Raw genomic sequence first — 25,554 nt, forward strand, 5'->3', positions numbered from 1 at the left:
CAGGAGATTTTGTAGTGTGTTTAAAATAGGTTGTTTAGCAAATTTCAGCACGAAAATGGACAAAATAGGTTTTTGATTAATTAAGACTAGCTTCAGATCGAACGAAACTAACTCGAGACCGAATAAATGTAATTATACCAGAAAAATAGAGGCGATTCCTCGATGCAAGGAACCGCCCCAGTTTTACTGTTTAATTAAAACTCTTCATATATAGCAGGATCCTGATCTTTCATTCTCCCATCTGCTCTGGACAATGCTGAAATCTGAGTCATTTCAGTTTCATCCAGGAAAAAGTCGAAAATAGAGATGTTTTCCAGCTGGCGTTTGGAGGAGGATGATTTTGGAATAGGAATCGATCCAAGCTGATGATGCCAGCGAAGAATAACCTGTGAAACTGTCTTTTGATGATGTTCCGCCATTTTTGTTAATGTTTCATTCTCCATAACCTCATTTGCCCTAACAAGCGGACTCCAGGATTGTGTCTGAATGTCATTTTCCTGATGCCATTTCCGCCGCTCCTCCTGATTAAAAAATGGATGCAGCTCAACTTGATTAATACTTGGTTTTACACCTGTTTCCTTTTCAAGACGTTCCAAATGCTCCGGAAGGAAATTACAAACTCCGATAGACCGGATAAGTCCCCATTTTCGTGCATCAATCAGTGCCTGCCATGCTTCTGCATAATGGTCCTGCTTCGGATTTGGCCAATGAATCAGATATAGATCATAATAATCCAAACCTGCACGAAATAAAGATTCCTGAATCGCAGTTACAGCAAGATCATATTCCTGATAGCGACCAGGCAATTTGGATGTAATCTTAAGCTGCTCCCTCGGAATGGAACTCCTCCGGACAGCCTCCCCTACTGTACCTTCATTTTCATAATTATAAGCAGTATCCAGCAACCGATATCCAGTATCAATTGCACTCGTCAACGCATTCACCCCTGCATTTCCATTTAAATTGTAGGTACCAAAACCAATCGCAGGAAGTGTAGTTCCATCATTTAACGTAATTTCCGGTATGGATAAATTCAATTACAATCACCCCTCCAACTATGATGTTATTAGGTTATCATTGAAGGGATGAAGGATTCAATTAGATTGACTTCCCCGGATGAACACGGATATTCTCAGTCTCGGACGGATATCTGACCGGTTGAACGGATATTTCTCCATTGGTCAACCTCTTCTCAATCAGTTTATTTTCAAAATCATAGGGAAAGTCAAAAATATACACGAAAGCGGGTGATAAAATGTGGAATTTCAGCAAACTGGTTTTGATAGGCATCATAGCAGGCACTGTACTTGCAGTTTCCTTGAAAATTGTCCGGCTGTTAACCGGAAATCCAGCATCCATTTTGTTGTACAACATGGATTATATTCCATTATTGAAAATGTGGGACGAAATTCTCGGAGCTGGACTTCTTTTTCATTTCATCACCTGCATTGTCAGTGTCGTCGTCTTATTTTATTTCTTAAAGCCACTCGCCTTGAAACGAAACGTGCTGCCATATGTAGTGACTTATACGATCGGAGGTGGTGTTCTGTTTTTCCTCAGCGCCCTAACCGGAACACCTCCCGCTTATAACGACGTGGCAGCATGGTTCTACTGGACAGCAGGCCATACATTGTTTGGAATCGTTGTTGGACTTTTAGTGAAAAAGTGGGTATGAAATACGTGAGAACCGTCCATCAAACCTTACAAAAAGCAATGACTGCAGAAAACGATTAGAAAATTGAAGATATCTTTCTCAAAATCATGGCAACACGACTAAATTTTTGAAGCTGCAGGAGATGTTCAAGCAAAAACACATAACAAAAGGACGACCCAAACGAGTCATCCCCATTCCTCCAACCTATGCTGTTTCTTCTACTCTCTCATATCTCTTCTCTTTTTTCGATTTCCTGGAAAACAATCGAAACACTGCTGGTATAAGCACCAGCGTAATCAAAGTTGAAAAGAGCAATCCTGATATAATCACAGTGGAAAGCGGAGCCTGATAATTGGCTGATTGACCAGATGCAAGTGCCAATGGAAGCATCCCACCAGCCGTTGTAAATGTCGTCATGAAAATTGGCCGAATCCTGTCCGTGCCTGATTCAATAAGTGCTTGCTTCACTGGCTTTCCTGCCCGGAGCAGCTGATTTGTCCGATCAAGAAGTAAAATTGCGTTGTTCAACACAATTCCAATCAGCATAATAATCCCCATTCCGGACATGATGTTAAGTTCCATCTGTGTAATGAAAAGACCAAGCACCACACCAATTAATGTTACCGGAATAATAGCCATGACTATCAATGGCTGGCCAAAATGATTGAATTGGACGGCCATAACAAAATATACTAGAAACAATGAGATGATAAACACAAAGGCCAAATCGGTTAACAGCTCCTGCTGTACTTCCAAATCCCCACCAAATCCAACGTTATAACCTGCAGGTGTCTCCACTTCTTTAACAATATCCTGCACTTCGCGGTTTATCGTACCCAAATCTTTTTCTTCTATATCCGCAAATACAGATACATATCTTTCTCCACCCTTATGTGAAATCTCTCCAGGTACCTTTTCCATCTCGAATTCCATAAAAGAAGACAGCTTCTTTTCCCCATCCAACGTTGGTATCTCCAAATCAAGTATCGCTTGTTTTGTATCTATTTTATCATTCCATATCGCATTGATAGGAATTTTCTGTTCATCAGCAGTACTCAATTCCCCAAGTGGCATCTCTAACATAGCCTGCTCCAGCCATGACCTGATTTCCATTGGGGAAAGACCCGCATCATCAATTGCATCTGTTTTTAGAGAAATATTCTCCACTTCTGATGTATGGTCCATATCTGTTGTAACCGCGACGATTCCGTCAATTGTCTTCAGCTTTTCCGCAACATTCTCCGTAATCTTCTCCAGCTCTTCAAAATCAGAACCACTAATTTGCAGCTGGACCGGATAGCCAGCAGCTCCAGCCATCGCGCTCTGGACACTGCGAATCGGTTCACTATCCTGCAGACCACGCAATTTATTCATGCTCTCTTCCGTTACTTCTTTTTGCTCCCGTTGAATTTCATCCCCCTTGGTCATGTTGATGATAGCGATTAAATAATCACCCTGATCAAGTACATAATTAGAGGCAATATCCTCAACCGACCCAAGCTCTTGATCAATCATTATAGCTAATTCTTCTTTTTTATCAGAGGCTATTCCATTATCAACCTCAACCAAAATTTCTGTATACCGCTGGAACATTTCCGGCATTGTATTCATTGGAATTTTCGGGATAAGTGCGAGTGAAAGGACGAATAAGGCAGCAAATACCATAATTATTCCAAGGCTGCGTCTTTTCTTCTCGATAATCCAGCCGACCATCCCTTCATAGATTGCCAAAACCCAATTGCCAATTCCCTTTTTCTTCTTCCGCTTTCTTACCTTCATAAATTTCTCGGCAAGGCTTGGTATCAGCGTAAACGCAACGATCACCGAACTTAGTGAATGACCCCACCTTATCATTTTTCAAATGCTTGAAGATGGGGCTTCCTGTTTCACAGACCAATGCATCTTGGGGTCTCCAAGATGTCTTACACGATCTCCACAGGCTTTGTTTATACTGATCGGACACAACCTTGCCCTACAGTCACTTTGATACTAGATTATTATTTGCAACTCGTCCAATTGTTCCAGTCCCCTCCGCAGAATATTCAAGCTGGCGTTATAGTCACGGTCAAGGATCGTTCCGCAACCTTTACAAATATGAGTGCGAATCGATAAATTTTTTTACACGATTACCGCATTTCGAACAATCCTGTGTTGTGAATTCTGGATTGACTTTGATTAGTATTCCGCCATTTCTTCCACATTTATAGGAAAGCATACTGCGAAACATCCCCCAGCCTGCATCGGAAATAGATTTGGATAATCGTTTGTTTTTTACCAATTGACGAATATTCAAGTCTTCCACTGCAATAACCGAATACTCTTTGGCCAGGTTGAAGCTAAATTTATGTAGGAAATCTCTGCGTTGATTGAATACTTTTTCATGGAGTTTGTGAATTTTGGTGACTTGTTTCATATAGTTGGCCGATCCTCGCTTCAGACGGGATAGTTTCTGCTGTGCTCTTTTCAATTTCTTTTCTGTTTGACGAAGAAATCTTGGGTTTTCACGATAGCTGCCATCAGATAAAACGGCATATTTATTCAATCCAATATCGATTCCAACTGCAAGGTCTCTGTTGATAGGTGCTGGGCATACTTGCCTCTCGACACAAAAAATAGCATACCAGCGTGTTCCTTGCCGTTTGATAATCAGTTGTTTGATGGTTCCATCTATCGGACGATGTAAGTGTATTGGTATTTGGCCTAATTTGGAAAGCTGTAAATTTTCATTTGTGGCAAAAGATGCTGCGTAGCGATGATGTGAGTTTGGTTTGTGGCCGAATTGCGGGAAGGTCATGCTGTTGTAGTCTTTGTATTTCTTTAGCTTCGGGTAGCGTGCTTCTTTTCGGAAGAATTTAATAAATGCATTGTCAAGACGACGGAAAACTTCCTGCAATGGCTGGGAGGCATCTCTTTTAGGTAGGTCCAGGACAGTTTATCCCGTTTCAGTTGGGTTTGCATTGCAAATCGGCTGTACGATTCCTTGGTTTCTTCGTATTTCCGTTGTTTATCTAAAAGAGCTGAATTATAGGCTTGACGGCAATAAGAAAGCCAGGTATCCAAGGTTTCCCTTTGTTCGTTTGAAGGAAAAATTTCATATTTTTGATTCAGCAGCATCAACTTCACCTCTTGCTTATATTTTAGAACAAACGTTTGTAATAATCAAGCATTTTGCGACCGCAAATCGAAATTCATCTCCCCCTTACCATGGGTTACACCCTTCACATGCTTGAAGAGGGAGACTTCTTTCGAAAAGCTGTTAAAAAGTATGTCTGCTTATCAAAGATCGAAATACATTCCTGCTTAGGTCCATACATTCTCCATAAAAGTTGAAGATTCTTTATCAAATCTGGCCAAAAATAATTTATCCAATAAGCCATTGACAATTCCATAAATTCTGATAGGGTTAATAATAATTACATAAATAACTACTTCTTATCCAGAGAGAGGGAGGGACTGACCCTATGAACTCTCGGCAACCGGTCCTGAAAAGGAAGCTTTCCTTTTGAGACACGGTGCCAATTTCAGAGGAATGGATGCATTCCGAAGATGGGAAGGGGACGTGATATATAAATTACCGCCCTTCCCTACTATGGAGAAGGGTTTTTTGTGTAACCATATAAAAAGGAGAGGGTTACAAATGGCAGTACAAACTGTTAAGGCAAATGCAACACTTAAGGAAAATGTATTAGTGGAAACAGAGACAAGGGGGCATCGACTGATCATTGACGAACCGGAAAATCTTGGTGGTACAGACAAAGGGATGAATCCAGTAGAGGTACTTCTTTCCGGTCTCGGCGCCTGCCAGTCCATCGTTGCACGTACCTATGCGGAAAAATTCGATATCCAATTGGATGCGTTTTCTGTAGAGTTGGAAGGTGATCTGGACCTTGACGGATTTCTGGGCAAAAGCGATGTCCGTCCAGGCTTTTCAATCATCCGCTATACCTACCATATCGAGACCAATGCACCTGAAGAGAGAGTGAAAGAATTTGTGGCATTTATTGAAAAACACTGTCCTGTCGGTGATACAATTGCCAACACAGTAGAAGTTGTTTCAGAAGGATTTGTGATCGAGAACCCAGTTAGATAGAAAAGAGACAACAAGGCCGTATTACATTGACTGATACGGCTTTCACCTAAATTGAGCAAATTACTGAGGACGCATGTGCATCTCTTTCTCAGAAACAAGCATTCGGCGAGATTCCCGCTTATAATTTGGTGAGTTTTTGAACGTCCTCTTTGAATAAAAAACACCTGACAGGAGTGAAAGCCTCCAATCAGGTGTTTTTTTTATCATTTTATTCAGTTAAAAGTGGGTAATAACCTTCTTCGTTATGAGTTTCAGTTCCCACAAGCGGCGGATTGAATACACATACCATCCGCATTTGCGTGCGGGCACGAAGACGGTGTTTGTCATTTTCATTTAAAAGATACATCGTACCAGGTTTGATCTGGTATACATCACCAGTTTCCACCTTTTCGATTTCTCCTTCACCTTCGATGCAATAAACAGCTTCAATATGGTTTTTATACCAAAAGAAATTATCTGTTCCCGCTTTAATAATAGTATCATTCATACTAAAGCCAACGCCATCCTTTTTCAAAATAAATCGACGGCTCGCCCAATTTTCAGCAGAAGTTTCGTCCTCTGTTCCAGCAATATCTTCTAATGATTTTACGATCATTTCTATTTCCCCTCTCAGATTATCCTATATATTTAGTTGATGTATTTAATGATTAATTAAGGACGTGCTGAATGCTGTCTTCTAATAACTGCAATCCTTTTTCCAGACCCTCTTCATCAATGATTAGTGGTGGCAGGAATTTAACAACTTCATCATCCGGACCAGAAGTTTCAACAATCAGACCACGTTTGAATGCTTCGGCACAGATATCACTAGCCAATCCTTCTTTCCCTATTGCAATTCCCTGCATTAAACCTCTGCCCCTGGCTTCTCCGTTTAATTCAGGGTATTTTTCAATCAGCATTTCTACAGCTTTTTTCAGGAAATCTCCTTTTTCTTGTACTGCTTTACTGAACTCATCATTTTCCCAATTTTTCAGAGCTTCGGCAGCAGTGATAAATGCTAAATTATTTCCGCGGAAGGTCCCATTGTGCTCACCTGGTCCCCATATGTCATGCTCCGGTTTGATTAGCGTAATAGCCATTGGCAGGCCAATACCCCCAATAGACTTGGAAAGGCAAACGATATCTGGATCTATTCCAGCAGGTTCAAAGCTGAAGAATGTACCAGTACGGCCATTTCCCGCCTGCACATCATCAATAATCAGCAAAATATCCCATCGCTTGCACAGCTCCTCTACTTTTTTCAGCCAATCCATGCGAGCAGCATTAATACCACCTTCACCTTGAACAGTTTCAAGAATAATTGCAGCTGGCAATGCAACACCACTGCCGCTATCCTCCAAAAACCGCTCCAGGTATACAATGGAATCATGCCCATCCACATAATTATCAAATGGCATAGAAACCGAGTGATGAAGTGGAATACCAGCACCACGGCGTTTAAAGGAATTACCTGTAACAGAAAGTGAACCAATTGTCATCCCATGAAAGGCATTCGTAAAACTGATTACCGTTTCACGTCCGGTTACCTTTCTTGCAATTTTAAGTGCACTTTCTACTGTATTCGTGCCAGTTGGTCCTGGAAACATAATTTTATAATCAAGATTACGTGGTGTTAAGATCACTTCTTTGAAGCGTTCAAGGAAATCCTTTCTTGGAGTTGTACCCATATCGAGGCTATGAATAATGCCGTCACTTTGGATATATTCAATCATTTTTTGCTGCATAGCATTGTCATTATGACCGTAATTTAATGTACCTGCCCCAGCAAAGAAATCAATGTATTCTTTTTCATCAGTATCCCATAGCTTATAGCCTTTTGCTTTCGTAAAAACAGTCGGCCAGCCTCTACTGTAGCTCCTTACAGCAGATTCAAGCTCTTCAAAGGTTCTCATTTTCGTATCGTGCAATACAGCCGTTGTCAACTAAATCATCCTTTTACCTTTTATTTTCTTCTTCAATTGGTCCAATCTTAAACAGTAATTCATCTTCATGTCCTTCACTCGGAAAGTCTTCTGAAGTGAAGTAATCACTGATATGACAATTGGTGTCAAGCTTTTTCGCAAGACCTTTGAATAATGACTTTGACGGTTTATTTGATGGAGAAACCGTAGCTTCCACATATTGAACGTCTTCACATGCTCTGCGATTCAGCAGCTGACGCAACATTCTGGTTCCCAAGCCTCTTCCACGCTCGGATGCATTTACAGCAACCTGCCATATGAATAGCGCATTCGGACTATTCGGATTGATAAACCCGGAAATAAATCCAACCGTGTCCCCTTCTCTCTCTACCACAATAGACGTGTCAGAAAAGATTTCACACCACATTAGATAACTATAGGACGAATTAAGATCAAGTACATTTGTACCTTTAATCAGCTCCCAAACAGCTGCTCCATCTTCTTTAGTCGGCTTACGAAAATGATAATCTGTTTTTATATCAGTTGGTAATGTCATTTCACTGGTTCCGCTAGTGTTGATTCTCTCACCCCCTGGTAACTTATTGAAAATTAATAAATAAACATACTATATAAGATTAACATAAGCATAAATTACGTCAAAAAGGATAAAGTGTGGAATAGCGTGATTATTCTTGATGAGACAGAATGAGAACAATATGAATGCCATTGTCTATTAAAAGCTAGCAAATAGTAAGAATTAATTGGTTTTTTATAAGAATTGGTGAAATTCACGGGGTAAAGACAAGAAGAAACCGTATCATTTTTGACTGATACGGCTTCTTCAATAGAATATCTAATTAAAGGCTTTTACTATCACGAACTAATTTAAACAATTTATTATGGAAAAATAATAATAATTGAGCACTAATGTTGTTCAGCTTCCAGTTCAATAGCTTCTTGAATTAATGCTTTAAACTTTTCCGATTGTATTTCTTCTAATTTTTTAATTCGAATATGACGCATTTTTTTGCCTGTGCCTTCAAGAAGATTATCTTTGTCGTTAAGACTTGCTCCCGAATAAAACCCTAAATTAACGTGTTTTTTGGATGGCTGCAGGTAACAAACATTACCGCTTTTATTATAGGATGGCATCCCCCACTTCATTTCTTCCATGATATTATCAGATGCCACAAAGATAATGCCACGCAAGTTTGTTGTTATTTCCCGAATGTTCTCTGGTAATGTTTCAACATACTGATCTACTTTTTGACTTTTATTTGGTTCCATTTACTGACACCCCTTTGCATATGTAATTAGTTCATTATCAGCTTTTCTTTATTATTGCATTAAAATCATCAGGGTAATAATAACTCTCCAAAGAATAAATTTTTCATTTTCACCATCCGTTTCTATTACTGTAAACCTCAAAGAAGGAAAATAGGTGTAACCAGAAAAGCAAATATAAAAATTAATGGGTACACTACAAGTCGAGTGATGGAATTCCCATTAATAGACAACACTTCAAGTGGATTCTTTGCAGGAGCATAAATCCAGTTTGCTATTCGTTCTGACTTATTTTTTTTAGCCGGAAATTCCGGCACTTCCACCTGAAATTCCTCCAACCTATTCTGAAGCTCATTTGGAATCTCTTTTCTACTCATTCATTACCCTCCAATGAAACCTTTAATTTTTTATGTGAAGCATGGAGCCGTGATTTCACAGTACCTATCGGGATCTCAAGAATTTTAGAAATATCCTTTTGTGCCAAATCATGATAATAGGTCAATAATATAACCGCACGCTGTTCGTCTGGAAGCTGCTGGATTGCTTCTTGAACAGTAAGTCTATCCTCATGTGATAATCCTTCTCGTTGACTTTGCTGGTATAAGAAAGGCAGTATTTTTTTCATGCGGCTTCGTCTTTTCAGCCTATTTATCATGAGCTGATAAGCCATACGGAATAAATAGGTTTTCATACCGGACTTTTGCGCATCAAAGTGTTCCTGATATTTGTGAAATCTGACAAAAGTATCCTGCACGATATCAATACTTAATTGTTCATCCTGGCAATACCGATAGACAAACTGATAGATTGGAGTTTTATAAGCAGCAAATAATTGTTCTAATGAATAATTCTCTCGTTTATTAACATCTGCAGACAGCGTTTCTTTATTTAAATTCATCGGACCACCGCTCTTTTATACCTTTAAAAACAAACGCGATTCTTGTAATGAACCAAACAGATGTGAGTAATGAAAATATAAAGGTTTGATGAATGAAGAATTGGATCCATGGACTGTCAATATTATCGCCCCGAAGCAGAAATAACAAAAGACCTGAAATACACAAAAATGTGTAAACAGCCGCTATTATGATTACATAATCCCATCTCGTCCAGTGGAAATAAATATCTGATTTACTAAAATTAATGTCTCCTTTTTTGTCCCGAACAACCTTTTTATTCATTGTCATAATCAGCAATGCAAATGTCGTTCCAAGAACAGCCCCTACAATCGTACTGATTAACCAGCCTAAAGCCATTTGTCACCGACTCCTTTCATCCTTTTATCTTCTTATACAACTGAACGGATGAAAAGGTTCACTTGATTTTTATTTTTGTTTTAAATTCTCATATACTAATTCGTTATCTAAAAAGAAAATCCTTCTTAATTACTCCGCTTGAATCCTTAATTCTTGCACCGTTAAAAAATCGAGTATATAACCGCTTTAGTTGAAAATTAAATTACAGTGTGATTATCTAATATGAGTGTCATAAACTAGAGTGGAAACTTTGTCGCTTCCCTCATGGAAGGAGTTATTATATGAACGTCCCTATTCTCTATGAGGACAATCATTTACTTTTTGTGGAAAAGCCAGTGAATATTCCTGTTCAAGAAGATCGAACAAATGATCAGGACTTACTCACTTATCTAAAGGAAGATTTAAAAATTCGCTATCAGAAACCCGGCAATGTCTATCTTGGGCTTGTTCATCGATTGGACCGACCTGTTGGAGGTGTGATGGTATTTTCGAAAACATCGAAATCGGCATCCCGTCTTTCAGATTCCATCCGGAGAAATGACGTCGAGAAAAGATATTTAGCCGTGGTGCGGGGAAGGCCTGCGAAAAAAAGCGGTGTGCTGGAGGATTACCTTGTTAAAGACCGTCGGCAGAATATCGTATATACCGCAAAGCCTAATCAAAGAAATGCAAAGAAAGCAGTACTTGAATATGAAGTGATTGGAATAAAAAAAGGTTTAAGTCTGCTGTCAATCCGGCTTCATACCGGTCGGCCCCATCAAATACGGGTCCAGATGGCCTCACGAAATTGTCCACTTTATGGCGATCAAAAATATGGCAGTAAAGTGAATCAGCCAGGACAGCAAATTGCCCTATGGTCACAAACGCTTGCTTTTGAACACCCTACGAAAAAAGAAGAAATTAAAATACAATCACAGCCACCAAATGAATATCCGTGGAATCTTTGGTGAATCATCAGGGAGTTATAGCCTATACCAATTACTCCCTATATAAAAACAACGATATAACTTATATTTAAAAAGGACCGAATGTCAACCTCTTTGTCGACCATATCCAGATCGTTCAATTGGAAGGCCTGCGCAGGGGAATTTGGGGTAACAATGAACTACGGGGACGCGTCCGCACCTATTCAGAGAACTGAATTTTGTTTGGCCCATGGGACTGGTGTAAGAAACCAGTCCCAGTGGTTCTCCATTTTCAATCTAACGTTTTAGTTCCCTCAGTCTTAGAATTACTTAATTGCTGCTAGCTTGTAATAATATATTTATGTATTTTTCAACTGAGTGAAATGGGGCGGGTCTCCTACTTTTTGTACAGAAACTTTAAAACAACTTTCATAAACTCCTCATATGAAGAAAAATATTTATTCCGCTGGTTATACCACTTTCGTATCGTTTCAACTAACCAAAACGGCACAGAATTACTGTCAATTAAATGATAGTGTTGTTCATATCCTTTTTTTAGATGCTCCCATCTGAAATCATTACCAGGCAGTACGTATTCAGAGACATCAAGTATTTTTGCTCTTCCGTTTTGCAGTAAAATATTTTTCAAATGGATATCACGAGGGTTAAGCCCCTTAGTACGCACATATTCTCTTGCATCCTCCACATCATTTATAACCTGTTTTGGAATGTGAATCCCTTGCAGAATGCAGTCAAAAAGAGTTTTCCCTTCCTCGTAGCTTAAAACGAGATAATCCTCGTAAGAAGCAAAACATGTTGAAAAGAAAGGTGATTCTTCTAATAACTGATAAACATTTGCTTCAACTTTTACTTTAGCTGCTTTTTCCTTTGCATATTTTTTAAATGCAAAAGCCGGGGCATTTAAAGATTGAAAAACGGCCGCATCTGTCCCCATACCTATACATTTCAAATCATCTGCGCTACCACTTATTGTTACAGGCTCGTTATTTGCATTTGAAAAAACAGTAATTCTGGACAGAGAATCAGCCACTATATCCCATTCATTTTCCATTTAATCCCACCCATTATTTATTAAAAAAAGTCAGTCTTCTAATATTATGGCAAAATCCATTTTTCTAAATCCTAGCTCTCATCTTCGTTTCCATTTAGTTGAAAACTACCTTTTCAATTCGATTATCTCCTACCTCTGTTACCTCAAATATAAAATTATTATAGTTTATAACCGGACGTTCATTTTTAGCAGAAATATGCCCAATTTTGTCAATAAGAAATCCACTGACCGTTTGACCGTATCAAAATCTTCGGTAGGAAATTCCGTATTAAAGGCTTCTTCAAGTTCCCAAAGGTGATAAATCCCCTCTAACTCATATTTATTTGGTTCGATTTCTTTTATTTCTTCTTCTGTAACTCCAGGTTCATTGCTTTCACTAAAAATTTCCCCAACGATTTCTTCAATAACATCTTCAATGGTAACTAAACTTTCTGTTCCACCATATTCATCCAATACAATAGCAATATGTTCATTACTGCAGGCGGTGGGGCATCCTAAGAAATGAAAGCAAACGAAGCATTTGACAATTATTAAGCAGAAAAAACCAGAACCTATTGATTCTATTTCAATTGGTTTTGGTTTTTAACATTGGTTCTAAACCATCCATTTAAACCAGCTTCCATGACCATCAGTCTCAGCAATTACTTTATTATCTTCTCGGCCATTAATATAAGAGTCGAGATGAAGAAAGCCATCCCAAATATTATTATAAATATGAAAGACATCCCTTCTCTCAGAAATCCGTTTAACATTAGCTAATAGTTTATGCTTTACACCTGGCGGCATCTGATTGGCAACATGGGTGTGATAAATACATATAGCCGAAGCGTCTGGTATTTCTTCAGCTAAGCCAGGCAGTTTTTCTACACCATCCCCCTCAATGAATTGTAGCTTATATCTATTATTTCGGACACATGCTGCAGCCTTTGTGAATAATGTTCGTCTCTCTTTGTGTTCTGGCCAGATTAAAGAATTTAACCACAAACTGTCTTCTGCATTGGATAGATCATTAATATGCAAGTCCAATCCATATCTGTCAGTTACCAGAGGAATATTTTTTGAAAGTTGCCTATTTTTTCCTTTAATTTCTGATTTAATATGAACGGTTGACTGCTTATCTCCATATATTTCATCCGAATTATAAGAGTAGGCATATTTATCCCATAAAAGCTGAAGCCCAGCACTTGTTCCGATTTCAATCAGTGCCAAAGGTTTTTGTACTTTTTCATAGATGTAAGAGAAAACTGGATATAGATACCCACAGCGTTTGACTTCATTTGTTTGTACTATTTTTTCCCCCAGGATAGGTATAATCTGGTCCCTATGGCTAGAGCAAAAGTCTTTGAAATTCGGGAAAGAATTTTTAAGAGATTTAGGTCTCTCTGTTAAATTTGGGTAATAGTCACGTAATTTGTGTACAGTTCCTTTTAGCAGAAGATAATGAATTGCGGCCAAAAGCAGGTTGGGAACAGGCTGTCCTTCTCTGACATAGGAACTCAATTCAAGCAATTCGTTATCTTCGGCTATCTTCAAGGATAAATGTTCGTACAGTTCACTCGAACCTGCACATTCCTTTTCAGCAAATGCTTTAAACCTTTTTGATAATTGGGGGAGATCCACGTACATCCCTTCCTTCTAGTCATTAAAAGTAGATGTTGACCATTTTCTGTTATGTAAGCAATTTTCTTATATCCAAAATTAAGCCCTTTAATTCACTACTAATAATATCTAACTGATTCGTTGTTGAAATCAAATCTATTTTATATTTCTCTTTTATGTATTGCACCGAAGCCCCTGCTCTTTCACCTTTTTTCCAGCCAATCTTTTTCTTCATTCTGCTGTCTTCCCTTTCCAAATCACTAATTTGAACTGATAATATTATATTCTTTGTAAATTACAGATTATCCTGCTTTAGATAAAACTGTTCATTTTGAATTAGACTATTTATTATCGACTGGCGACAAAAACATAAAAACATTAAAAAGTCTGCACCCCTTGACTTGCAAGGAATGCAGACTTTATTTTTAATGATTCCGATTGGGCTCGAACCAACGACCTCATGCCTGTCAAGCATGCGCTCTCCCAGCTGAGCTACGGAATCGTATGTAATTGAGGATAATTCAACTATATAGAAAGAGCTAATTTATGTCAACATTAAATTGCATACTAGAGTTGGCTTCGTGAGAAAAACATTAGTTGTCCGGTCTGAACTCTCATTTGTCCAATTCCAAACACCATCTATCCGCTCCACAACCAATCCCCACACAATCTACCTCCCCAACACATCAAAAATTCATTTCGGAACACGAAGTAAAGACTGGAATAAACTTCTCTTTACCATTATAATAGTAGTAAAATTGTATTTATTAACGCCATGCGGAGGGTCATTGTGAGAAATGTTTTTTCTTTTTTAAAACCATATAAATTCCCTATTATCATTGCATATAGTCTGATGCTGGTTGAACTGGCAGTGGAACTGCTGCTCCCTTTCTTTCTCGGGTTGATGATCAATGACGGGGTAATCAATCAGGATTTAAATAATATCATCATGTGGGGCAGTATCATGATTGGCCTGGCATTTGCAGGATTTGTCGCCGGGATTTTCAATTCCTTTTATTCATCACACGTTAGTTTTGCGTTTGGGTATGATATCCGGCAGAAATTATTTGAGAAGATCCAGGAATTTTCCTTTAAAAATTTGAATCAGTACCCTACCTCTGCCCTAATCACGAGATTTACCAATGATGTACGGCAGATCCAGAATACGATTTTCATGGGGCTCCGGATTATGGTAAAGGCTCCATTGATCGTGCTTGGTGGGGTCATTATGGCATTTGCTGTGAATGTGCAGCTTTCACTCGTATTCCTTGTTACGGTTCCGCTGCTTATCGGATTCATTTTATGGGTGCTAAAGATTGCCACCAGATTGTTTGATAAGGTTCAGCGCAATGTTGATAATGTGAACCGTGTCATGCAGGAAAACCTTGCAGGAATGCGCCTGATCAAAGCATTTTTGAGACGGGACCATGAAGAAAGTCGCTTCGTTAAAGCAAACAGCGACCTTGCCAATATAACAAGATCAACCTTTCGTTTTGTAGAGGCTTCCATGCCAATTCTCCTGTTTGTCATGAACCTGAGTCTGATTTTTATTATCTGGTTTGGAAATATCCAGTCCCTTGCAGGAAATATATCAGTTGGTGAAGTTGTAACAATTGTAAATTATGCACTTCGTGTATCGATGGCGATTTCTATGTTCACCTTCATTATCCTGGCATTCTCGCGTACAAAGGCATCTTCAGAAAGAATCAGTGAAGTACTGACTGTAGACGTCGATTTGACTTACCGTGAAGATGCGAATAAGAAATCCGCTATAACAAAAGGCAAGATTGAATATAAGGATGTATTTTTCAATTATCCAAGCAGTAACGAGTCAGTTTTAAAGGGTATTTCATTTACAATTAATCCTGGGGAAAAACTTGCAATTATTGGTGCAACCGGTGCAGGTAAAACCTCTTTATTCCAGCTGATTCCCCGCCTGTATGATACAACCGGCGGTAAAATTCTTGTTGATGATAAACCGATCGCTTCCTATACACTGGATAATCTTCGCGGCAGCATTGGCTATGTACCGCAGAGTCCGCTGCTGTTCACAGGTTCTATTACCGACAATATTGCCTGGGGTAAAAATGGTGCAACAACGGAGGAAATCATCCAGTCTGCCAAAGACGCACAGATCCATGACACGATTATGGATCTGTCACATCAATATGAAACAAAGGTTGGCCAAAAAGGGGTTAACTTATCCGGCGGTCAAAAACAGCGGATTTCCATTGCCCGTGCATTGATCCGCAAGCCGAAAGTCTTAATGCTTGACGATAGTACCAGTGCACTCGATTTAGCAACAGAAGACCGTTTGCTTGATGCAATCCAGCATTATGATTGCACGACCCTGATAATTACACAAAAAATTTCCACGGCCATTAATGCGGATCGTATTCTGCTCATGGATGATGGAGAAGTACTTGCGGTTGGGACACATAAAGAGCTGCTGAAGCAATCTGAACTTTACCAGCAAATTGTCGAGTCGCAGTTTGGAAAGGAGTATGCATATGCCAAATAAGTCGCTGAAGAAGCCTTTTCAATATAAAAGAATTTCACTTGATAATGTAAATGCAGATAAGAAAAAGAAAGCAAAAAATACTGCCGGTACGATTAAACGGATTTGGTCTTATCTAGCAAGAGAGAAAGCCAAGCTGACATTGGTTATTCTGATGGTCGTAATCAGTTCCGGCTTAAGTCTGCTTGGACCGTTTATGATCGGAATGGCTATTGATGATTATATTGTAACGAAGGAAAGTGCAGGGCTTGGCATGCTGCTCATCTGGCTTGTTATCATTTATTTCCTGCACTCTGCTTCGATTTTCATGCAAAACTTTTGGATGGTAGGTGTTGCACAGAACACGGTTTATTCATTAAGAGCAGATCTTTTTCATCAATTCCATCGCCTGCCTATTTCCTATTTCGATAAACGGCAGCATGGGGAACTGATGAGCCGGGTGACCAATGATATAGATAATGTGAACAATACATTGAACCAATCTGTGATTCAAATTTTTGCCAGTATACTGACACTTGTTGGTACAATCGGAGTTATGCTTTATCTCAGCCCGATTTTGACGGCTGTAACGATGTCGATAATTCCATTGATGTTTTTAGGAATGAAGTGGATCACAAAACGAACCGGTCCATTGTATAAATTACAGCAAAATGATCTTGGAGAAGTAAATGGCTATGTCGAAGAAATTGTTTCAGGCCAGCATATTGTTAAAACGTTCTCTCAGGAAGAGCGGGTAATCCATGAATTTGAAAAACGGAATGAAAAACTGCAGAATACTGGTTTTTGGGCATTGACGATTTCAGGTTTTATTCCGAAAGTAATGAATATGCTGAATTTCTTGAGCTTCGGATTAATTGCCCTTGTCGGCGGAATTCTTGCGATTAATGGGACAGGACTTGTCACAGTCGGTGTGATTGTTATTTTCACCGAATACGCCCGACAATTTACGAGACCATTGAATGAACTTTCCAACCAGTTTAATATTCTGCTTTCAGCAGTCGCAGGTGCCGAGCGTGTATTTAATGTTATTGATGAGCAGCAGGAAGAAACAGATGAAGCGAATGCGAAGGAGCTGGTATCTACAAAAGGACATGTGATTTTTGAAGATGTATCCTTTGCTTATGAGGATACACCAATTTTAAAAAACATCAGCTTTGAAGCTCACCCTGGTGAGACAGTTGCCTTTGTTGGTCATACAGGTGCTGGTAAAACAACAATCATTAATCTGATTTCCCGGTTCTATAATTATGACAGTGGAAGAATTTCGCTGGATGGAATAGATTTAAAAGACGTTAAACGATCAAATTTGCGTAAACATATGGCATTTGTCTTACAGGACTCTTTTCTTTTTCATGATACGATCCGTGAAAATATTCGTTATGGTCGACTGGATGCCACAGATACGGAAGTAAATCAGGCTGCGAAAGACGCAAATGCCCATGATTTCATTGAAAAATTAGAACATGGCTATGATACGATTTTGGATCAGGACGGCAGTGGAATCAGCCAGGGGCAAAAGCAGCTCTTGACAATTGCAAGAGCCCTGCTTGCTGAACCAGCAATTTTGGTCCTCGATGAAGCTACAAGCAATATTGATACAATCACTGAGCTAAAAATACAAGATGCATTAAAACGCCTAATGAAAGGACGCACAAGCTTTGTTATCGCCCATCGCCTGAATACGATTCAGGAGGCAGATAAAATTATTATGCTGAAGTATGGTGAAATCCTTGAACAGGGAAGCCATGAAGAATTAATAAATCAGCGCGGAAATTACTATCAATTACATCAGGGGCAATTATTAGAAAAAGCCAATTAAAGCAATTATAATAACGGTAGCTTGTTTAAGTTATATAGGAAACGGGAAATTACAGTTAATTGAGGTGTTTAAATGGCAAGAAAAGGTACTTTTATCGAGAAAATAATTGAAAGCAAGTATTTAGAAGAAGAGATGACTATTAAAATATACCAGCCTGAAAGCTTTTCTACATTATATAAATACAATATCTGCATCATGCAGGACGGAAATGATTATTTTCAAATGGGAAGAATAGCGACATTGAGTGACAGGCTGCATACTTCAGGTGAAATCACAAATACGGTATTTGCCGGCATTCATTATCAAGATAAATTCGACCGCCGGAAAAAATATCATCCATCCGGAGAACAGAATGCAGCTTATACGAAGTTTTTGGTAAATGAGGTTGTCCCATTACTGGATGAGGAGATTCCAACATATCATATGGGACAGTCACGTGTATTGATGGGTGATTCGCTTGCAGGAACATTGGCACTCATGACAGCACTGAAATATCCAAATACATTTGGCAAAATCATTATGCAGTCCCCGTATGTTGATAAGAAAGTATTGGATACGGTAGAAAATGCCAAAGATATTCATTCAATCGAAATGTATCACACGATTGGCATAGAAGAATCCGAAGTAGATACAACAGATGGTAAAAAGGCTGACTTTGTCACACCAAACCGACAGCTGCATGAGCTTTTGGAAAGTAAAGGTGCAAACGTGGTGTATCATGAATTGGAAGATGGCAAGCATACGTGGAAATACTGGCAAAACGATATGAAACGTGTTTTAACTACAATGTTTAATTAATTTTTACAATTATATGAAAATAAAACTCTTATTTCGTTGTAATCTTTGTTATAATAAAAACAGAATGCCTAAAAAAGGTAGCAGTCCATCATATTGAGTAAGAAAATGGTAAATAATATAGGAGGTTTTTAATGATGAAATATGGTATAGCTATTTTTCCATCAAAAGCAATCCAAGATGAAGCAAACTCATACAGGAAGCGTTACGACCCGCATTACGCCCTGATTCCACCACATATCACACTAAAGGAATCATTTGAGGCAGATGACGAAACAATTAATGAACTAGTTACAGAGCTTAAACACATTGCTAATGAAACAGATCCTTTTACCATTAATATAAACAAAGTCAGTACATTTGCTCCTGTTACAAATACAATTTACTTCAAAGTTGAGCCAATACAGGAACTGATCGATTTGTATGAAAAAATGCATACAGGGAAATTCCCGGATAATAAGGAATTTTCTTTTGTTCCGCATATTACAGTTGCACAAAAGCTTGTGCATGATGAATACTCCGATGTGTTTGGCAGTATGAAAATGAAAAACTTCCAGGTTGAAGATAAAATCGACCGCTTCCAATTGTTATATCAGCTAGATAATGGATCCTGGACTGTTTTCGAATCGTTTGTGTTTGGAAAGGAACACGTGTGAACGTAAAGATAGCAGAAACACATGATGAGCTGGAGCATGCTTACCACGTTCGAATGGTCGTTTTTGTTGAGGAACAAAACGTGCCAGCCGATGAAGAGCTTGATGAGCATGACAAAACAGCTATTCACTTCATCGGTTACGAATCTGGAGAACCAATCGCAGCCAGCCGCCTCCGTTTCGCCGATGATTACGGCAAGCTTGAGCGCATCTGTGTTTTAAAACAGCATCGTGGAAAAACACACGGAAAACAAATCATCAAAGCCATGGAAAATCTTATTTCACAAAAAGGCTATAAAAAATCCAAACTCAATGCCCAAACACACGCAGAAGAATTTTATCATCAGCTTGGCTATGAAACCATCTCCGGTGAATTCATGGATGCCGGAATCCCGCACGTAGCGATGGTTAAGGAATTATAATTGGAAGGCGCTCTCACGATGGAGCGTCTTTTTTGGTGTCGCTTAAGTGGAAATTCTGGATCTCGGACGGATAGCTCGCTCATTGATATCTCCTTCACAATCTCATATAACCCACCTCAAACAAATCTACATGAATGAATTGCCCTTTTCATGGTTAAACTAAACCCTAAATGCCAAAAAGGGGATGAACTCGATTGGAAAATATTTTTTCAATGTTTTATGATACAGTTTTTGGTTTTGTTGCCTTATTTATTTTAACGAAAGTTCTCGGTAAAACTCAAATTAGTCAATTAACCGCATTCGATTTTATCTCTGCTTTAATTTTAGGCGAGCTGGTTGGAAATGCTCTTTTTGATGAAAAAGCCGGAATTCCTGAAATTGCATTTGTAATTGTCTTATGGGGATTATTATTATATTCAACCGAAATCATTTCGCAAAAATTTAAATCAACTCGTAAATTGCTGGAGGGAGAGCCCGCGATTATCATATATAATGGGAGATTAATTCGCGATACCATGAAAAAGAATAAATTGGATGTTAATCAGCTGCAAAACTTGTTAAGGGGAAAGGATGTTTTTTCGATAAGTGAAGTTGAATACGCGATCCTGGAAACTAACGGTACGGTATCTGTATTAAAAAAGTCAGCCTTTCAAACACCTACAAAAAGTGATATGAAAGTTGCTCCCCAGGATGTTAATTTAAGTACAACACTTATTAATGATGGCGAGATCATATACGACAACCTGAAGGAAAAAAATCTTACGGAAGAGTGGCTGCTGGAACAGCTGGAAGAGCAGGATTTCCAGCGGGTTGAGGATGTTTTCTACGCGGAGTATAACAAAGGAAAAAAACTGTTTCTCCTTCCATTTGAAAATAGAGACCATAAGAAATGGGATGTTTAATCTTCTAAACATCCCACTTCTTATGACTACACTGATTTAGTAAAATTCATTCCTTTGCCTGTCAGTTCCCCATAGAATTTTTCAGCTGCTGACCGATCTATGATAGGCTGTCTGTAGCCTTCTGGAACACCATTAAGCCGTTCATATTCATTTGAAATTTCATGATGTCTTTTTTCCAGGATCACTTTAAAGGGTTTCTCAATGAAATGTTTGTTTTGATTTTCCTGGATATTACGTATTTGATAATCATGATATTGATAACGTTCTACCGGTAAAATATATCCCATCGTAAAGCCCCCTCTTTACTAAAGCGATTTCATTTAACATATAATACGGAACACATTACGTTTTTATGACGCTTTCATTAGTCTATACCCTGGTTTTTATAAAATTATGTTTATTATTTTTAATTTTCCATTCTTTTTTCCAATCCCTCCATGAATTTTTCAACTTCTTCCATATTTTGTAAAAATTCATTATTCCAGTCAGCCATATTACTTTCGAAGTTATGCATTTTCTTTTCAGGATACTGGAACCATTTTTCATTCTTTTCCAAGTGCTTTTCAATAGTTTGTAAATGTTTAAGCCATCCACTTTCCCGCTTCATAATTACATCACTTCCTTATTAGAAAACTTGGCTTTCGTTAAAGGGATTCTTGAAAAGCGTATTTTGCTTTACTAGAAGCCCTTATACTCTGGAGTGCAAGCTTTAATGGCGAAAGCCTTAGTTACACTTATACTGATTTCATTAAAAAGTTATACTTTCCTATCAGTACAAACAAAAGCAGCTAACCAATTAGCTGCTTCGATTTCAATTTATAACCAGGAAAAAGGTCCTCTGCCCCTTTTCTCCTCACTGCTTTCCATTTTGTGTTCATGGCCATGATCCGAGGATTCTTCTTCATTTCTCCTGCCACCGAAAAATCCAAAAAACGGATCATGATTTCGATTTCTATCATGTTCTCTTCGTTCGTCCTCTTGATCATGTCTCCTGTGGTCTTCTTCTCGGTCATGCTCATGTCGTTTTCTTTCGTGATCCCGTTCTTCGTCCCTTCCCCGAACATGTCCCTGATCCCAATCACCCCGCCTTTTCCGGTCATGATCTGGTTCCAGATATACATTATCTGCTTTGATAACAAGATCTTTCACATTAATTATCTGTTTTTTCTCAGACATTTGTCAATTCTCCTTCCATTGTAGGTCGTTATTATTCTATGTACAAAATTTCTATCGGGTATAGTCATCAGCCCTTTATGGCAGAGAATTATAAGATAAATATCACAGGAAACTCAGATAAATGCCCACACAATCTGTACACCGGTACATATTCTATTAAAGACAACTAAGTCAATTACATGTTGAAAGGAGTAATAATTCATGGGTTGTGGAAAAGACTTTGATACAGGGAACTGTGTATGCGATATTCTAAAAGAAATCGCAGAAGTTCAAAATGATGTCATTGAAAATTGCTGTGACAGCAGCTGTGATCAGTCCATTCAAGATTTAATGGGTGATAATGACAATGGAAATGGTTTGGATACAGTCCCAGTACTTTTATATTGCAAAGGAAACTGTAAACCATTTAAAGGCTTCGGAGCACATCCGAGAAGAATTCGTGATGTAGAAGGAAGCTTCTATTTCAGAGTTAAAAAGGTAAAGGATGACTGCTGTGCAGTTCTTGAGCTATTAAGAGACAGAGATGACAATGAAGATAATCCTGATAACCCAGTAGAACAACACACTGGGCGTCTACGTGCAACAGGCATCTGCATTACAGTTGATTTAAGCTGCTTCTGCCATGTAACTTGCCTGCCAGCAATTGATGCATTCAACTAATCATACGAAATAAAATACACCATATGAAAGAGGTTAACGCCTCTTTTCATTGGTGTATTTTTTTGCTAAAAACCAAGCATTCTTATATTTTTTATGTTATCAAGTGGAATTTGAATCTTTACCGATCTATTTCCGAACCGCATGTATACAATATTCTCTTCAAAATCTGTAATAATGCCTCGATAGGTTTTATCCTCAGTCTTAACTTCGCATTTCACCTTTGGAGCATAATTTGGATTGTCTGCAAAATAAGCCACTTTCTCCTTGATAGTCATATCCTTGAATTTTTTATCTTCATTCATTGACGGCTGACCGTCTTCTACACTTTCATCAACAGTCTCTTCATTTTCACTCTCTTCATTTCCATCCAATTCCTTATAATAGGTACCCCGCTTAATTGGGCGGGCAGACTGTGTTGAACCAGCCGCTTCGCTTTTTGGTTGAACAACGGTATCACCGGATTTTTTTGGAGTAACATAACTATACTGCATCGGTGCTTCTGGCTGACGGTTTACCGGCTGATGAATATAAAGCAGCGGATCTCTTGCAATGTTCTTCTTACCCATGTGTCAATCTCCCCTTTTTCATTCGTCAACCCATTATATGAACCCAGGAAGTTAAATGTGTGTTTGTGGTATTGGACTGTAAGTTCGGACGGATCCACGGCTCTCGAACGGATATTTGCAATATTTAAAGGATCATACCATAAAAAGCGGTTGCAAACTTTCACAATTTGCCTTTATCTAAAATTATCTTATTTTTTATAAACTACTCTAAACCTCTCACAAACCACCGGAATCTTATCATGGAACTCCTGACCAATCTTTTCAAATTCTCTTTTAAAGAATGCCTCGTGTACATCACGCCAATATTTCAGTGACTGGTCTCCCTCACCTTCCAGATAAGCAAATTCTTCAGTAACTTCATCAAATGGGATAACCTCAACAGAAGTAGTTTCTGCAATTGCAACTGCTCTTTCATCTCCATTGAGAATAATATTATGCAGGCCAGCATATGGTAATGCCTCATTCTCCAATTCATACAAGGTATAATTTGATGCTGTTGCAGTTTTGGTTCCTTCAAGTACCAGTTTCGCTAACTTGTCAGCCATTTCCCTTGAATCACCAAATGCCCATGCTTGATAGTTCTCCGGTGCATCTGGATTAAACTTTCGAAAGTCCTCCCATATTTGTTTAATGGAATCATTATTCATTTGTATCAACCCGCCTTCTATCTATTAGCGCTGCATATACAGCCCGAATTATCTAAGAGTCTATTTCCAATAAAAAACCTGTAATCTGTTGCCATCGATTTCGACTGCTCTTATTTCACAAAGTTTCTTTGCTTCCACAAAACTAAATCAAAAACTGCATAAACGCCGTAGCCATTCCAAAATAAATCAATATCGAAATAATATCATTGATTGTTGTGATGAATGGGCCGGATGCTACTGCAGGGTCGATTTTAAAACGATCCATTAGCATTGGAATCAGCGAGCCGGCTAATGTAGCGATAACCAATGTTGCCATAATGGATACGCCGACAAGTATGCCTAAAAATATCTCACCTTTCCATAAGTATATGACAATAGTGATTACTATTCCGCAGACTGTTCCGGTAATTAAGCCAGTTCCTGCCTCACGCAGAATAAGTTTTGCTTTCCCCTGCTTGCCGTAATCGCCTGTAGCCAGTCCTCTTACAGCAACTGCCAAGGCTTGAGTTCCTGTGTTCCCGGCCATTCCGGCAATTAACGGGATAAAGATTGCAAGCACTGCAACCTGGTTGAGGGTGTTTTCAAATCGTCCAATCAAGCTGGCGGTGAACATTCCAAGAAACAGAAGAATAATTAGCCACGGCAGACGTTTTTTTGCGGAAATAAAGGCATTATCATCTGTTCTTTCCACTTCAGAAACTGCTGCGAGTTTTGAATAATCTTCGCTGGCTTCTTCTTCCATAACATCCAGGATATCATCAACTGTGATGATTCCTAATAAATGATTTTGAAAATCAACAACTGGCAGTGCCAGGAAGTCATAATCGCGAAACATCTGTGCAACGTCTTCCTGGTCCTTGGCCACAGAAACCGCCACAATTTTTTCGCTCATTATCTCTTCAATCAGTGCATTTTCATCTGCAACAATTAAATCACGAATTGAAAGTACTCCTACCAGACGTTTGTCATCGTCAAGAATATATAAATAATAAATGGTTTCAGCATCAGGTGCCTTCGCCTTCAGCTCTTGCATAGCTTCGCCGGCTGTTTGTGTGAGGTATAGAGCTACAAACTCCGTGGTCATAATACTACCGGCTGTTTTCTCCTCATAATGAAGCAGCTGTTTAATTTCGTCGGCCGCTTCTTTATCCATAATCGTCAGAAAGCTTGCCACCTGCTCCTTATCCAGCTCATTTAAAATATCGACAGAATTATCCACTGCCATCTCTGCCAATGCCATGGAAGCAAAACGCGGATCCATTTCCGCAAAATATTCCAATGTATCCTCAAGTTCCATACTTTCCACTAATTCAGCAATTTCTTCCGGTGATAAATAAGCATACACTTTTAACCGGTTTTCTTTTGGCTGATCCATAAAAAACATTGCTTGGTCATATGGATGCATGTCCAGGAAATCGAATCGGAAATCTTCTATATTTTCTTCATCTAATGCTGCTTTTAATTTTCCCCATTGTACTTCATATTTTTCTTCATAATTATCTTCAAATTTATTATAGGCTTCCACTTGAACACGTCCTCTCTGGCCAAACGGTCATATATCGTAATTTCCCTGCAAATCATCATATGAAACAATATCACATTTAGGGTACACTATCTATTAGAAACTAAAAAACG

At 38.7% G+C, this 25,554-nt stretch carries 33 protein-coding genes, 1 tRNA gene, 1 pseudogene and 1 riboswitch; of the genes and pseudogenes, 11 read left to right on the forward strand and 24 right to left on the reverse strand.

Translation table 11 applies throughout. From position 1 onward, the window contains the following. Positions 1-194: 194 nt before the first annotated feature. A complete protein-coding gene (locus CIL03_RS05435; protein WP_094884294.1) occupies positions 195-1,037 on the reverse strand; it encodes an aldo/keto reductase in 843 nt (280 codons plus the stop codon). Positions 1,038-1,255: 218 nt separating this feature from the next. On the opposite strand from CIL03_RS05435, the gene CIL03_RS05440 reads away from it, so the two are divergent. Then, positions 1,256-1,675 carry a hypothetical protein gene (locus CIL03_RS05440; RefSeq protein ID WP_094884295.1) on the forward strand — a complete coding sequence of 140 codons (420 nt, stop codon included), beginning with the start codon at positions 1,256-1,258 and terminating at the stop codon, positions 1,673-1,675. 183 nt (positions 1,676-1,858) lie between these two features. On the opposite strand, the gene CIL03_RS05445 is transcribed toward CIL03_RS05440, so the two are convergent. From CIL03_RS05445 to CIL03_RS20330, 4 genes are all read right to left on the reverse strand, one after another. Further along, a complete protein-coding gene (locus CIL03_RS05445; protein ID WP_094884296.1) occupies positions 1,859-3,508 on the reverse strand; it encodes an efflux RND transporter permease subunit in 1,650 nt (549 codons plus the stop codon). A 135-nt stretch (positions 3,509-3,643) separates the two neighbouring features. Beyond that, entirely contained in the window at positions 3,644-3,760 is a 117-nt protein-coding gene (locus CIL03_RS20360) for a zinc ribbon domain-containing protein (protein ID WP_094884485.1), read from the reverse strand. Continuing rightward, the gene (locus CIL03_RS05455) at positions 3,741-4,547 is read right to left on the reverse strand and encodes an RNA-guided endonuclease InsQ/TnpB family protein (protein ID WP_165767897.1); all 807 of its coding nucleotides are present in this window, start codon (positions 4,545-4,547) and stop codon (positions 3,741-3,743) included. The genes CIL03_RS20360 and CIL03_RS05455 overlap by 20 nt, the downstream gene beginning before the upstream one ends. Beyond that, entirely contained in the window at positions 4,472-4,768 is a 297-nt protein-coding gene (locus CIL03_RS20330) for a helix-turn-helix domain-containing protein (RefSeq protein ID WP_094884298.1), read from the reverse strand. The genes CIL03_RS05455 and CIL03_RS20330 overlap by 76 nt, the downstream gene beginning before the upstream one ends. Before the next feature lie 315 nt (positions 4,769-5,083). After that, positions 5,084-5,207, forward strand: a riboswitch (SAM riboswitch). 84 nt (positions 5,208-5,291) lie between these two features. Here CIL03_RS20330 and CIL03_RS05465 point away from each other — a divergent pair. Further along, positions 5,292-5,744: an OsmC family protein gene (locus tag CIL03_RS05465; RefSeq protein ID WP_094884299.1), complete on the forward strand. Its 453-nt coding sequence runs from the start codon at positions 5,292-5,294 to the stop codon at positions 5,742-5,744. 208 nt (positions 5,745-5,952) lie between these two features. Here the strand turns inward: CIL03_RS05465 and CIL03_RS05470 are convergent, their stop codons facing one another. The 7 genes from CIL03_RS05470 to CIL03_RS05500 form a co-directional block, all read right to left on the reverse strand. Then, positions 5,953-6,339, reverse strand: coding sequence for an ectoine synthase (locus CIL03_RS05470; protein WP_094884300.1), 387 nt, complete (start codon positions 6,337-6,339; stop codon positions 5,953-5,955). Positions 6,340-6,391: 52 nt separating this feature from the next. Beyond that, the gene (gene ectB, locus CIL03_RS05475; RefSeq protein WP_094884487.1) at positions 6,392-7,636 is read right to left on the reverse strand and encodes a diaminobutyrate--2-oxoglutarate transaminase; all 1,245 of its coding nucleotides are present in this window, start codon (positions 7,634-7,636) and stop codon (positions 6,392-6,394) included. 43 nt (positions 7,637-7,679) lie between these two features. After that, complete coding sequence (ectA, locus tag CIL03_RS05480) at positions 7,680-8,201, reverse strand: diaminobutyrate acetyltransferase (RefSeq protein ID WP_094884301.1); 522 nt, start codon at positions 8,199-8,201, stop codon at positions 7,680-7,682. Between the two features lie 368 nt (positions 8,202-8,569). Then, positions 8,570-8,932, reverse strand: coding sequence for a DUF1801 domain-containing protein (locus CIL03_RS05485; RefSeq protein ID WP_094884302.1), 363 nt, complete (start codon positions 8,930-8,932; stop codon positions 8,570-8,572). Positions 8,933-9,069: 137 nt separating this feature from the next. Then, positions 9,070-9,306 (reverse strand): hypothetical protein, encoded by a 237-nt coding sequence (locus tag CIL03_RS05490; protein WP_094884303.1) that lies wholly within the window; start codon positions 9,304-9,306, stop codon positions 9,070-9,072. Beyond that, complete coding sequence (locus tag CIL03_RS05495; RefSeq protein WP_094884304.1) at positions 9,303-9,827, reverse strand: RNA polymerase sigma factor; 525 nt, start codon at positions 9,825-9,827, stop codon at positions 9,303-9,305. Before CIL03_RS05495 ends, CIL03_RS05490 begins: the two co-directional genes overlap by 4 nt. Then, positions 9,814-10,185, reverse strand: coding sequence for a hypothetical protein (locus CIL03_RS05500; RefSeq protein ID WP_094884305.1), 372 nt, complete (start codon positions 10,183-10,185; stop codon positions 9,814-9,816). The genes CIL03_RS05495 and CIL03_RS05500 overlap by 14 nt, the downstream gene beginning before the upstream one ends. Positions 10,186-10,466: 281 nt before the next feature. Here CIL03_RS05500 and CIL03_RS05505 point away from each other — a divergent pair, with 281 nt between their 5' ends. Together CIL03_RS05505 and CIL03_RS20365 are read left to right on the forward strand one after the other, a co-directional pair. Beyond that, the gene (locus CIL03_RS05505; RefSeq protein ID WP_094884306.1) at positions 10,467-11,135 is read left to right on the forward strand and encodes an RluA family pseudouridine synthase; all 669 of its coding nucleotides are present in this window, start codon (positions 10,467-10,469) and stop codon (positions 11,133-11,135) included. An 80-nt stretch (positions 11,136-11,215) separates the two neighbouring features. Beyond that, positions 11,216-11,326: pseudogene (locus CIL03_RS20365) on the forward strand (hypothetical protein); the annotation flags it as partial. A gap of 161 nt (positions 11,327-11,487) precedes the next feature. Here CIL03_RS20365 and CIL03_RS05515 read toward each other — a convergent pair. The 6 genes from CIL03_RS05515 to CIL03_RS05530 all read right to left on the reverse strand — a co-directional run bounded on the left by CIL03_RS05515 (position 11,488) and on the right by CIL03_RS05530 (position 14,263). Then, positions 11,488-12,162 (reverse strand): serine/threonine protein kinase, encoded by a 675-nt coding sequence (locus CIL03_RS05515; protein ID WP_094884307.1) that lies wholly within the window; start codon positions 12,160-12,162, stop codon positions 11,488-11,490. 94 nt (positions 12,163-12,256) lie between these two features. Then, positions 12,257-12,376 (reverse strand): transporter associated domain-containing protein, encoded by a 120-nt coding sequence (locus CIL03_RS20045; protein WP_338061873.1) that lies wholly within the window; start codon positions 12,374-12,376, stop codon positions 12,257-12,259. After that, entirely contained in the window at positions 12,328-12,615 is a 288-nt protein-coding gene (locus CIL03_RS20050) for a transporter associated domain-containing protein (RefSeq protein ID WP_240507998.1), read from the reverse strand. The genes CIL03_RS20045 and CIL03_RS20050 overlap by 49 nt, the downstream gene beginning before the upstream one ends. Before the next feature lie 141 nt (positions 12,616-12,756). Beyond that, entirely contained in the window at positions 12,757-13,782 is a 1,026-nt protein-coding gene (locus CIL03_RS05525; RefSeq protein WP_240507999.1) for a DUF2332 domain-containing protein, read from the reverse strand. 49 nt (positions 13,783-13,831) lie between these two features. After that, positions 13,832-13,996, reverse strand: a complete 165-nt coding sequence (locus tag CIL03_RS19765; protein WP_165767898.1) for a hypothetical protein — start codon at positions 13,994-13,996, stop codon at positions 13,832-13,834. 194 nt (positions 13,997-14,190) lie between these two features. After that, positions 14,191-14,263: transfer RNA gene (locus tag CIL03_RS05530), tRNA-Val, on the reverse strand. Between the two features lie 288 nt (positions 14,264-14,551). Between CIL03_RS05530 and CIL03_RS05535 the strand changes: the two genes are divergently transcribed. The 6 genes from CIL03_RS05535 to CIL03_RS05560 all read left to right on the forward strand — a co-directional run bounded on the left by CIL03_RS05535 (position 14,552) and on the right by CIL03_RS05560 (position 20,870). Then, positions 14,552-16,282 carry an ABC transporter ATP-binding protein gene (locus tag CIL03_RS05535; RefSeq protein WP_094884309.1) on the forward strand — a complete coding sequence of 577 codons (1,731 nt, stop codon included), beginning with the start codon at positions 14,552-14,554 and terminating at the stop codon, positions 16,280-16,282. Beyond that, entirely contained in the window at positions 16,272-18,098 is a 1,827-nt protein-coding gene (locus tag CIL03_RS05540) for an ABC transporter ATP-binding protein (RefSeq protein WP_094884310.1), read from the forward strand. The genes CIL03_RS05535 and CIL03_RS05540 overlap by 11 nt, the downstream gene beginning before the upstream one ends. A gap of 72 nt (positions 18,099-18,170) precedes the next feature. Then, a complete protein-coding gene (locus CIL03_RS05545) occupies positions 18,171-18,896 on the forward strand; it encodes an alpha/beta hydrolase (RefSeq protein WP_094884311.1) in 726 nt (241 codons plus the stop codon). Positions 18,897-19,030: 134 nt separating this feature from the next. Then, complete coding sequence (locus CIL03_RS05550) at positions 19,031-19,549, forward strand: YjcG family protein (RefSeq protein WP_094884489.1); 519 nt, start codon at positions 19,031-19,033, stop codon at positions 19,547-19,549. Next, complete coding sequence (locus CIL03_RS05555; RefSeq protein WP_094884312.1) at positions 19,546-19,968, forward strand: GNAT family N-acetyltransferase; 423 nt, start codon at positions 19,546-19,548, stop codon at positions 19,966-19,968. Before CIL03_RS05550 ends, CIL03_RS05555 begins: the two co-directional genes overlap by 4 nt. A 194-nt stretch (positions 19,969-20,162) precedes the next feature. Further along, positions 20,163-20,870 carry a DUF421 domain-containing protein gene (locus CIL03_RS05560; protein ID WP_094884313.1) on the forward strand — a complete coding sequence of 236 codons (708 nt, stop codon included), beginning with the start codon at positions 20,163-20,165 and terminating at the stop codon, positions 20,868-20,870. A 26-nt stretch (positions 20,871-20,896) separates the two neighbouring features. On the opposite strand, the gene CIL03_RS05565 is transcribed toward CIL03_RS05560, so the two are convergent. From CIL03_RS05565 to CIL03_RS05575, 3 genes are all read right to left on the reverse strand, one after another. After that, positions 20,897-21,157: a hypothetical protein gene (locus tag CIL03_RS05565; RefSeq protein WP_094884314.1), complete on the reverse strand. Its 261-nt coding sequence runs from the start codon at positions 21,155-21,157 to the stop codon at positions 20,897-20,899. 119 nt (positions 21,158-21,276) lie between these two features. Beyond that, positions 21,277-21,477 carry a hypothetical protein gene (locus CIL03_RS05570; protein WP_094884315.1) on the reverse strand — a complete coding sequence of 67 codons (201 nt, stop codon included), beginning with the start codon at positions 21,475-21,477 and terminating at the stop codon, positions 21,277-21,279. A 209-nt stretch (positions 21,478-21,686) separates the two neighbouring features. After that, the gene (locus tag CIL03_RS05575; RefSeq protein WP_094884316.1) at positions 21,687-22,046 is read right to left on the reverse strand and encodes a hypothetical protein; all 360 of its coding nucleotides are present in this window, start codon (positions 22,044-22,046) and stop codon (positions 21,687-21,689) included. 201 nt (positions 22,047-22,247) lie between these two features. Between CIL03_RS05575 and CIL03_RS05580 the strand changes: the two genes are divergently transcribed. Continuing rightward, complete coding sequence (locus CIL03_RS05580) at positions 22,248-22,706, forward strand: CotY/CotZ family spore coat protein (RefSeq protein ID WP_094884317.1); 459 nt, start codon at positions 22,248-22,250, stop codon at positions 22,704-22,706. A gap of 65 nt (positions 22,707-22,771) precedes the next feature. Here the strand turns inward: CIL03_RS05580 and CIL03_RS05585 are convergent, their stop codons facing one another. The 3 genes from CIL03_RS05585 to mgtE form a co-directional block, all read right to left on the reverse strand. After that, positions 22,772-23,272, reverse strand: coding sequence for a CotO family spore coat protein (locus CIL03_RS05585; RefSeq protein ID WP_094884318.1), 501 nt, complete (start codon positions 23,270-23,272; stop codon positions 22,772-22,774). 188 nt (positions 23,273-23,460) lie between these two features. Then, positions 23,461-23,919 (reverse strand): ASCH domain-containing protein, encoded by a 459-nt coding sequence (locus CIL03_RS05590; protein WP_094884319.1) that lies wholly within the window; start codon positions 23,917-23,919, stop codon positions 23,461-23,463. A gap of 142 nt (positions 23,920-24,061) precedes the next feature. Then, a complete protein-coding gene (mgtE, locus tag CIL03_RS05595) occupies positions 24,062-25,444 on the reverse strand; it encodes a magnesium transporter (protein WP_094884321.1) in 1,383 nt (460 codons plus the stop codon). Positions 25,445-25,554 lie beyond the last annotated feature (110 nt).

The organism is Virgibacillus indicus (genome assembly GCF_002266285.1).
In the GTDB taxonomy this organism is placed as follows: Bacteria; Bacillota; Bacilli; order Bacillales; family Amphibacillaceae; genus Virgibacillus_K; species Virgibacillus_K indicus.

Excerpts from the sequence above, each read along its gene's own strand:
- CIL03_RS05490 (WP_094884303.1), bottom strand. The coding sequence starts at position 9,306 with ATGAGTAGAAAAGAGATTCCAAATGAGCTTCAGAATAGGTTGGAGGAA.
- CIL03_RS05515 (WP_094884307.1), bottom strand. The coding sequence starts at position 12,162 with ATGGAAAATGAATGGGATATAGTGGCTGATTCTCTGTCCAGAATTACT.
- CIL03_RS05585 (WP_094884318.1), bottom strand. The coding sequence starts at position 23,272 with ATGGGTAAGAAGAACATTGCAAGAGATCCGCTGCTTTATATTCATCAG.
- CIL03_RS05445 (WP_094884296.1), bottom strand. The coding sequence starts at position 3,508 with ATGATAAGGTGGGGTCATTCACTAAGTTCGGTGATCGTTGCGTTTACG.
- CIL03_RS05575 (WP_094884316.1), bottom strand. The coding sequence starts at position 22,046 with ATGTCTGAGAAAAAACAGATAATTAATGTGAAAGATCTTGTTATCAAA.
- ectA (WP_094884301.1), bottom strand. The coding sequence starts at position 8,201 with ATGACATTACCAACTGATATAAAAACAGATTATCATTTTCGTAAGCCG.
- CIL03_RS05465 (WP_094884299.1), top strand. The coding sequence starts at position 5,292 with ATGGCAGTACAAACTGTTAAGGCAAATGCAACACTTAAGGAAAATGTA.
- ectB (WP_094884487.1), bottom strand. The coding sequence starts at position 7,636 with ATGAGAACCTTTGAAGAGCTTGAATCTGCTGTAAGGAGCTACAGTAGA.
- CIL03_RS05505 (WP_094884306.1), top strand. The coding sequence starts at position 10,467 with ATGAACGTCCCTATTCTCTATGAGGACAATCATTTACTTTTTGTGGAA.
- CIL03_RS05570 (WP_094884315.1), bottom strand. The coding sequence starts at position 21,477 with ATGAAGCGGGAAAGTGGATGGCTTAAACATTTACAAACTATTGAAAAG.
- CIL03_RS05495 (WP_094884304.1), bottom strand. The coding sequence starts at position 9,827 with ATGAATTTAAATAAAGAAACGCTGTCTGCAGATGTTAATAAACGAGAG.
- CIL03_RS05545 (WP_094884311.1), top strand. The coding sequence starts at position 18,171 with ATGGCAAGAAAAGGTACTTTTATCGAGAAAATAATTGAAAGCAAGTAT.
- CIL03_RS05500 (WP_094884305.1), bottom strand. The coding sequence starts at position 10,185 with ATGGCTTTAGGCTGGTTAATCAGTACGATTGTAGGGGCTGTTCTTGGA.
- CIL03_RS05470 (WP_094884300.1), bottom strand. The coding sequence starts at position 6,339 with ATGATCGTAAAATCATTAGAAGATATTGCTGGAACAGAGGACGAAACT.
- CIL03_RS05485 (WP_094884302.1), bottom strand. The coding sequence starts at position 8,932 with ATGGAACCAAATAAAAGTCAAAAAGTAGATCAGTATGTTGAAACATTA.
- CIL03_RS05540 (WP_094884310.1), top strand. The coding sequence starts at position 16,272 with ATGCCAAATAAGTCGCTGAAGAAGCCTTTTCAATATAAAAGAATTTCA.
- CIL03_RS05550 (WP_094884489.1), top strand. The coding sequence starts at position 19,031 with ATGAAATATGGTATAGCTATTTTTCCATCAAAAGCAATCCAAGATGAA.
- CIL03_RS19765 (WP_165767898.1), bottom strand. The coding sequence starts at position 13,996 with ATGAAGAAAAAGATTGGCTGGAAAAAAGGTGAAAGAGCAGGGGCTTCG.
- CIL03_RS05580 (WP_094884317.1), top strand. The coding sequence starts at position 22,248 with ATGGGTTGTGGAAAAGACTTTGATACAGGGAACTGTGTATGCGATATT.
- CIL03_RS05590 (WP_094884319.1), bottom strand. The coding sequence starts at position 23,919 with ATGAATAATGATTCCATTAAACAAATATGGGAGGACTTTCGAAAGTTT.
- CIL03_RS05440 (WP_094884295.1), top strand. The coding sequence starts at position 1,256 with ATGTGGAATTTCAGCAAACTGGTTTTGATAGGCATCATAGCAGGCACT.
- CIL03_RS20330 (WP_094884298.1), bottom strand. The coding sequence starts at position 4,768 with ATGCTGCTGAATCAAAAATATGAAATTTTTCCTTCAAACGAACAAAGG.
- CIL03_RS05565 (WP_094884314.1), bottom strand. The coding sequence starts at position 21,157 with ATGGGATATATTTTACCGGTAGAACGTTATCAATATCATGATTATCAA.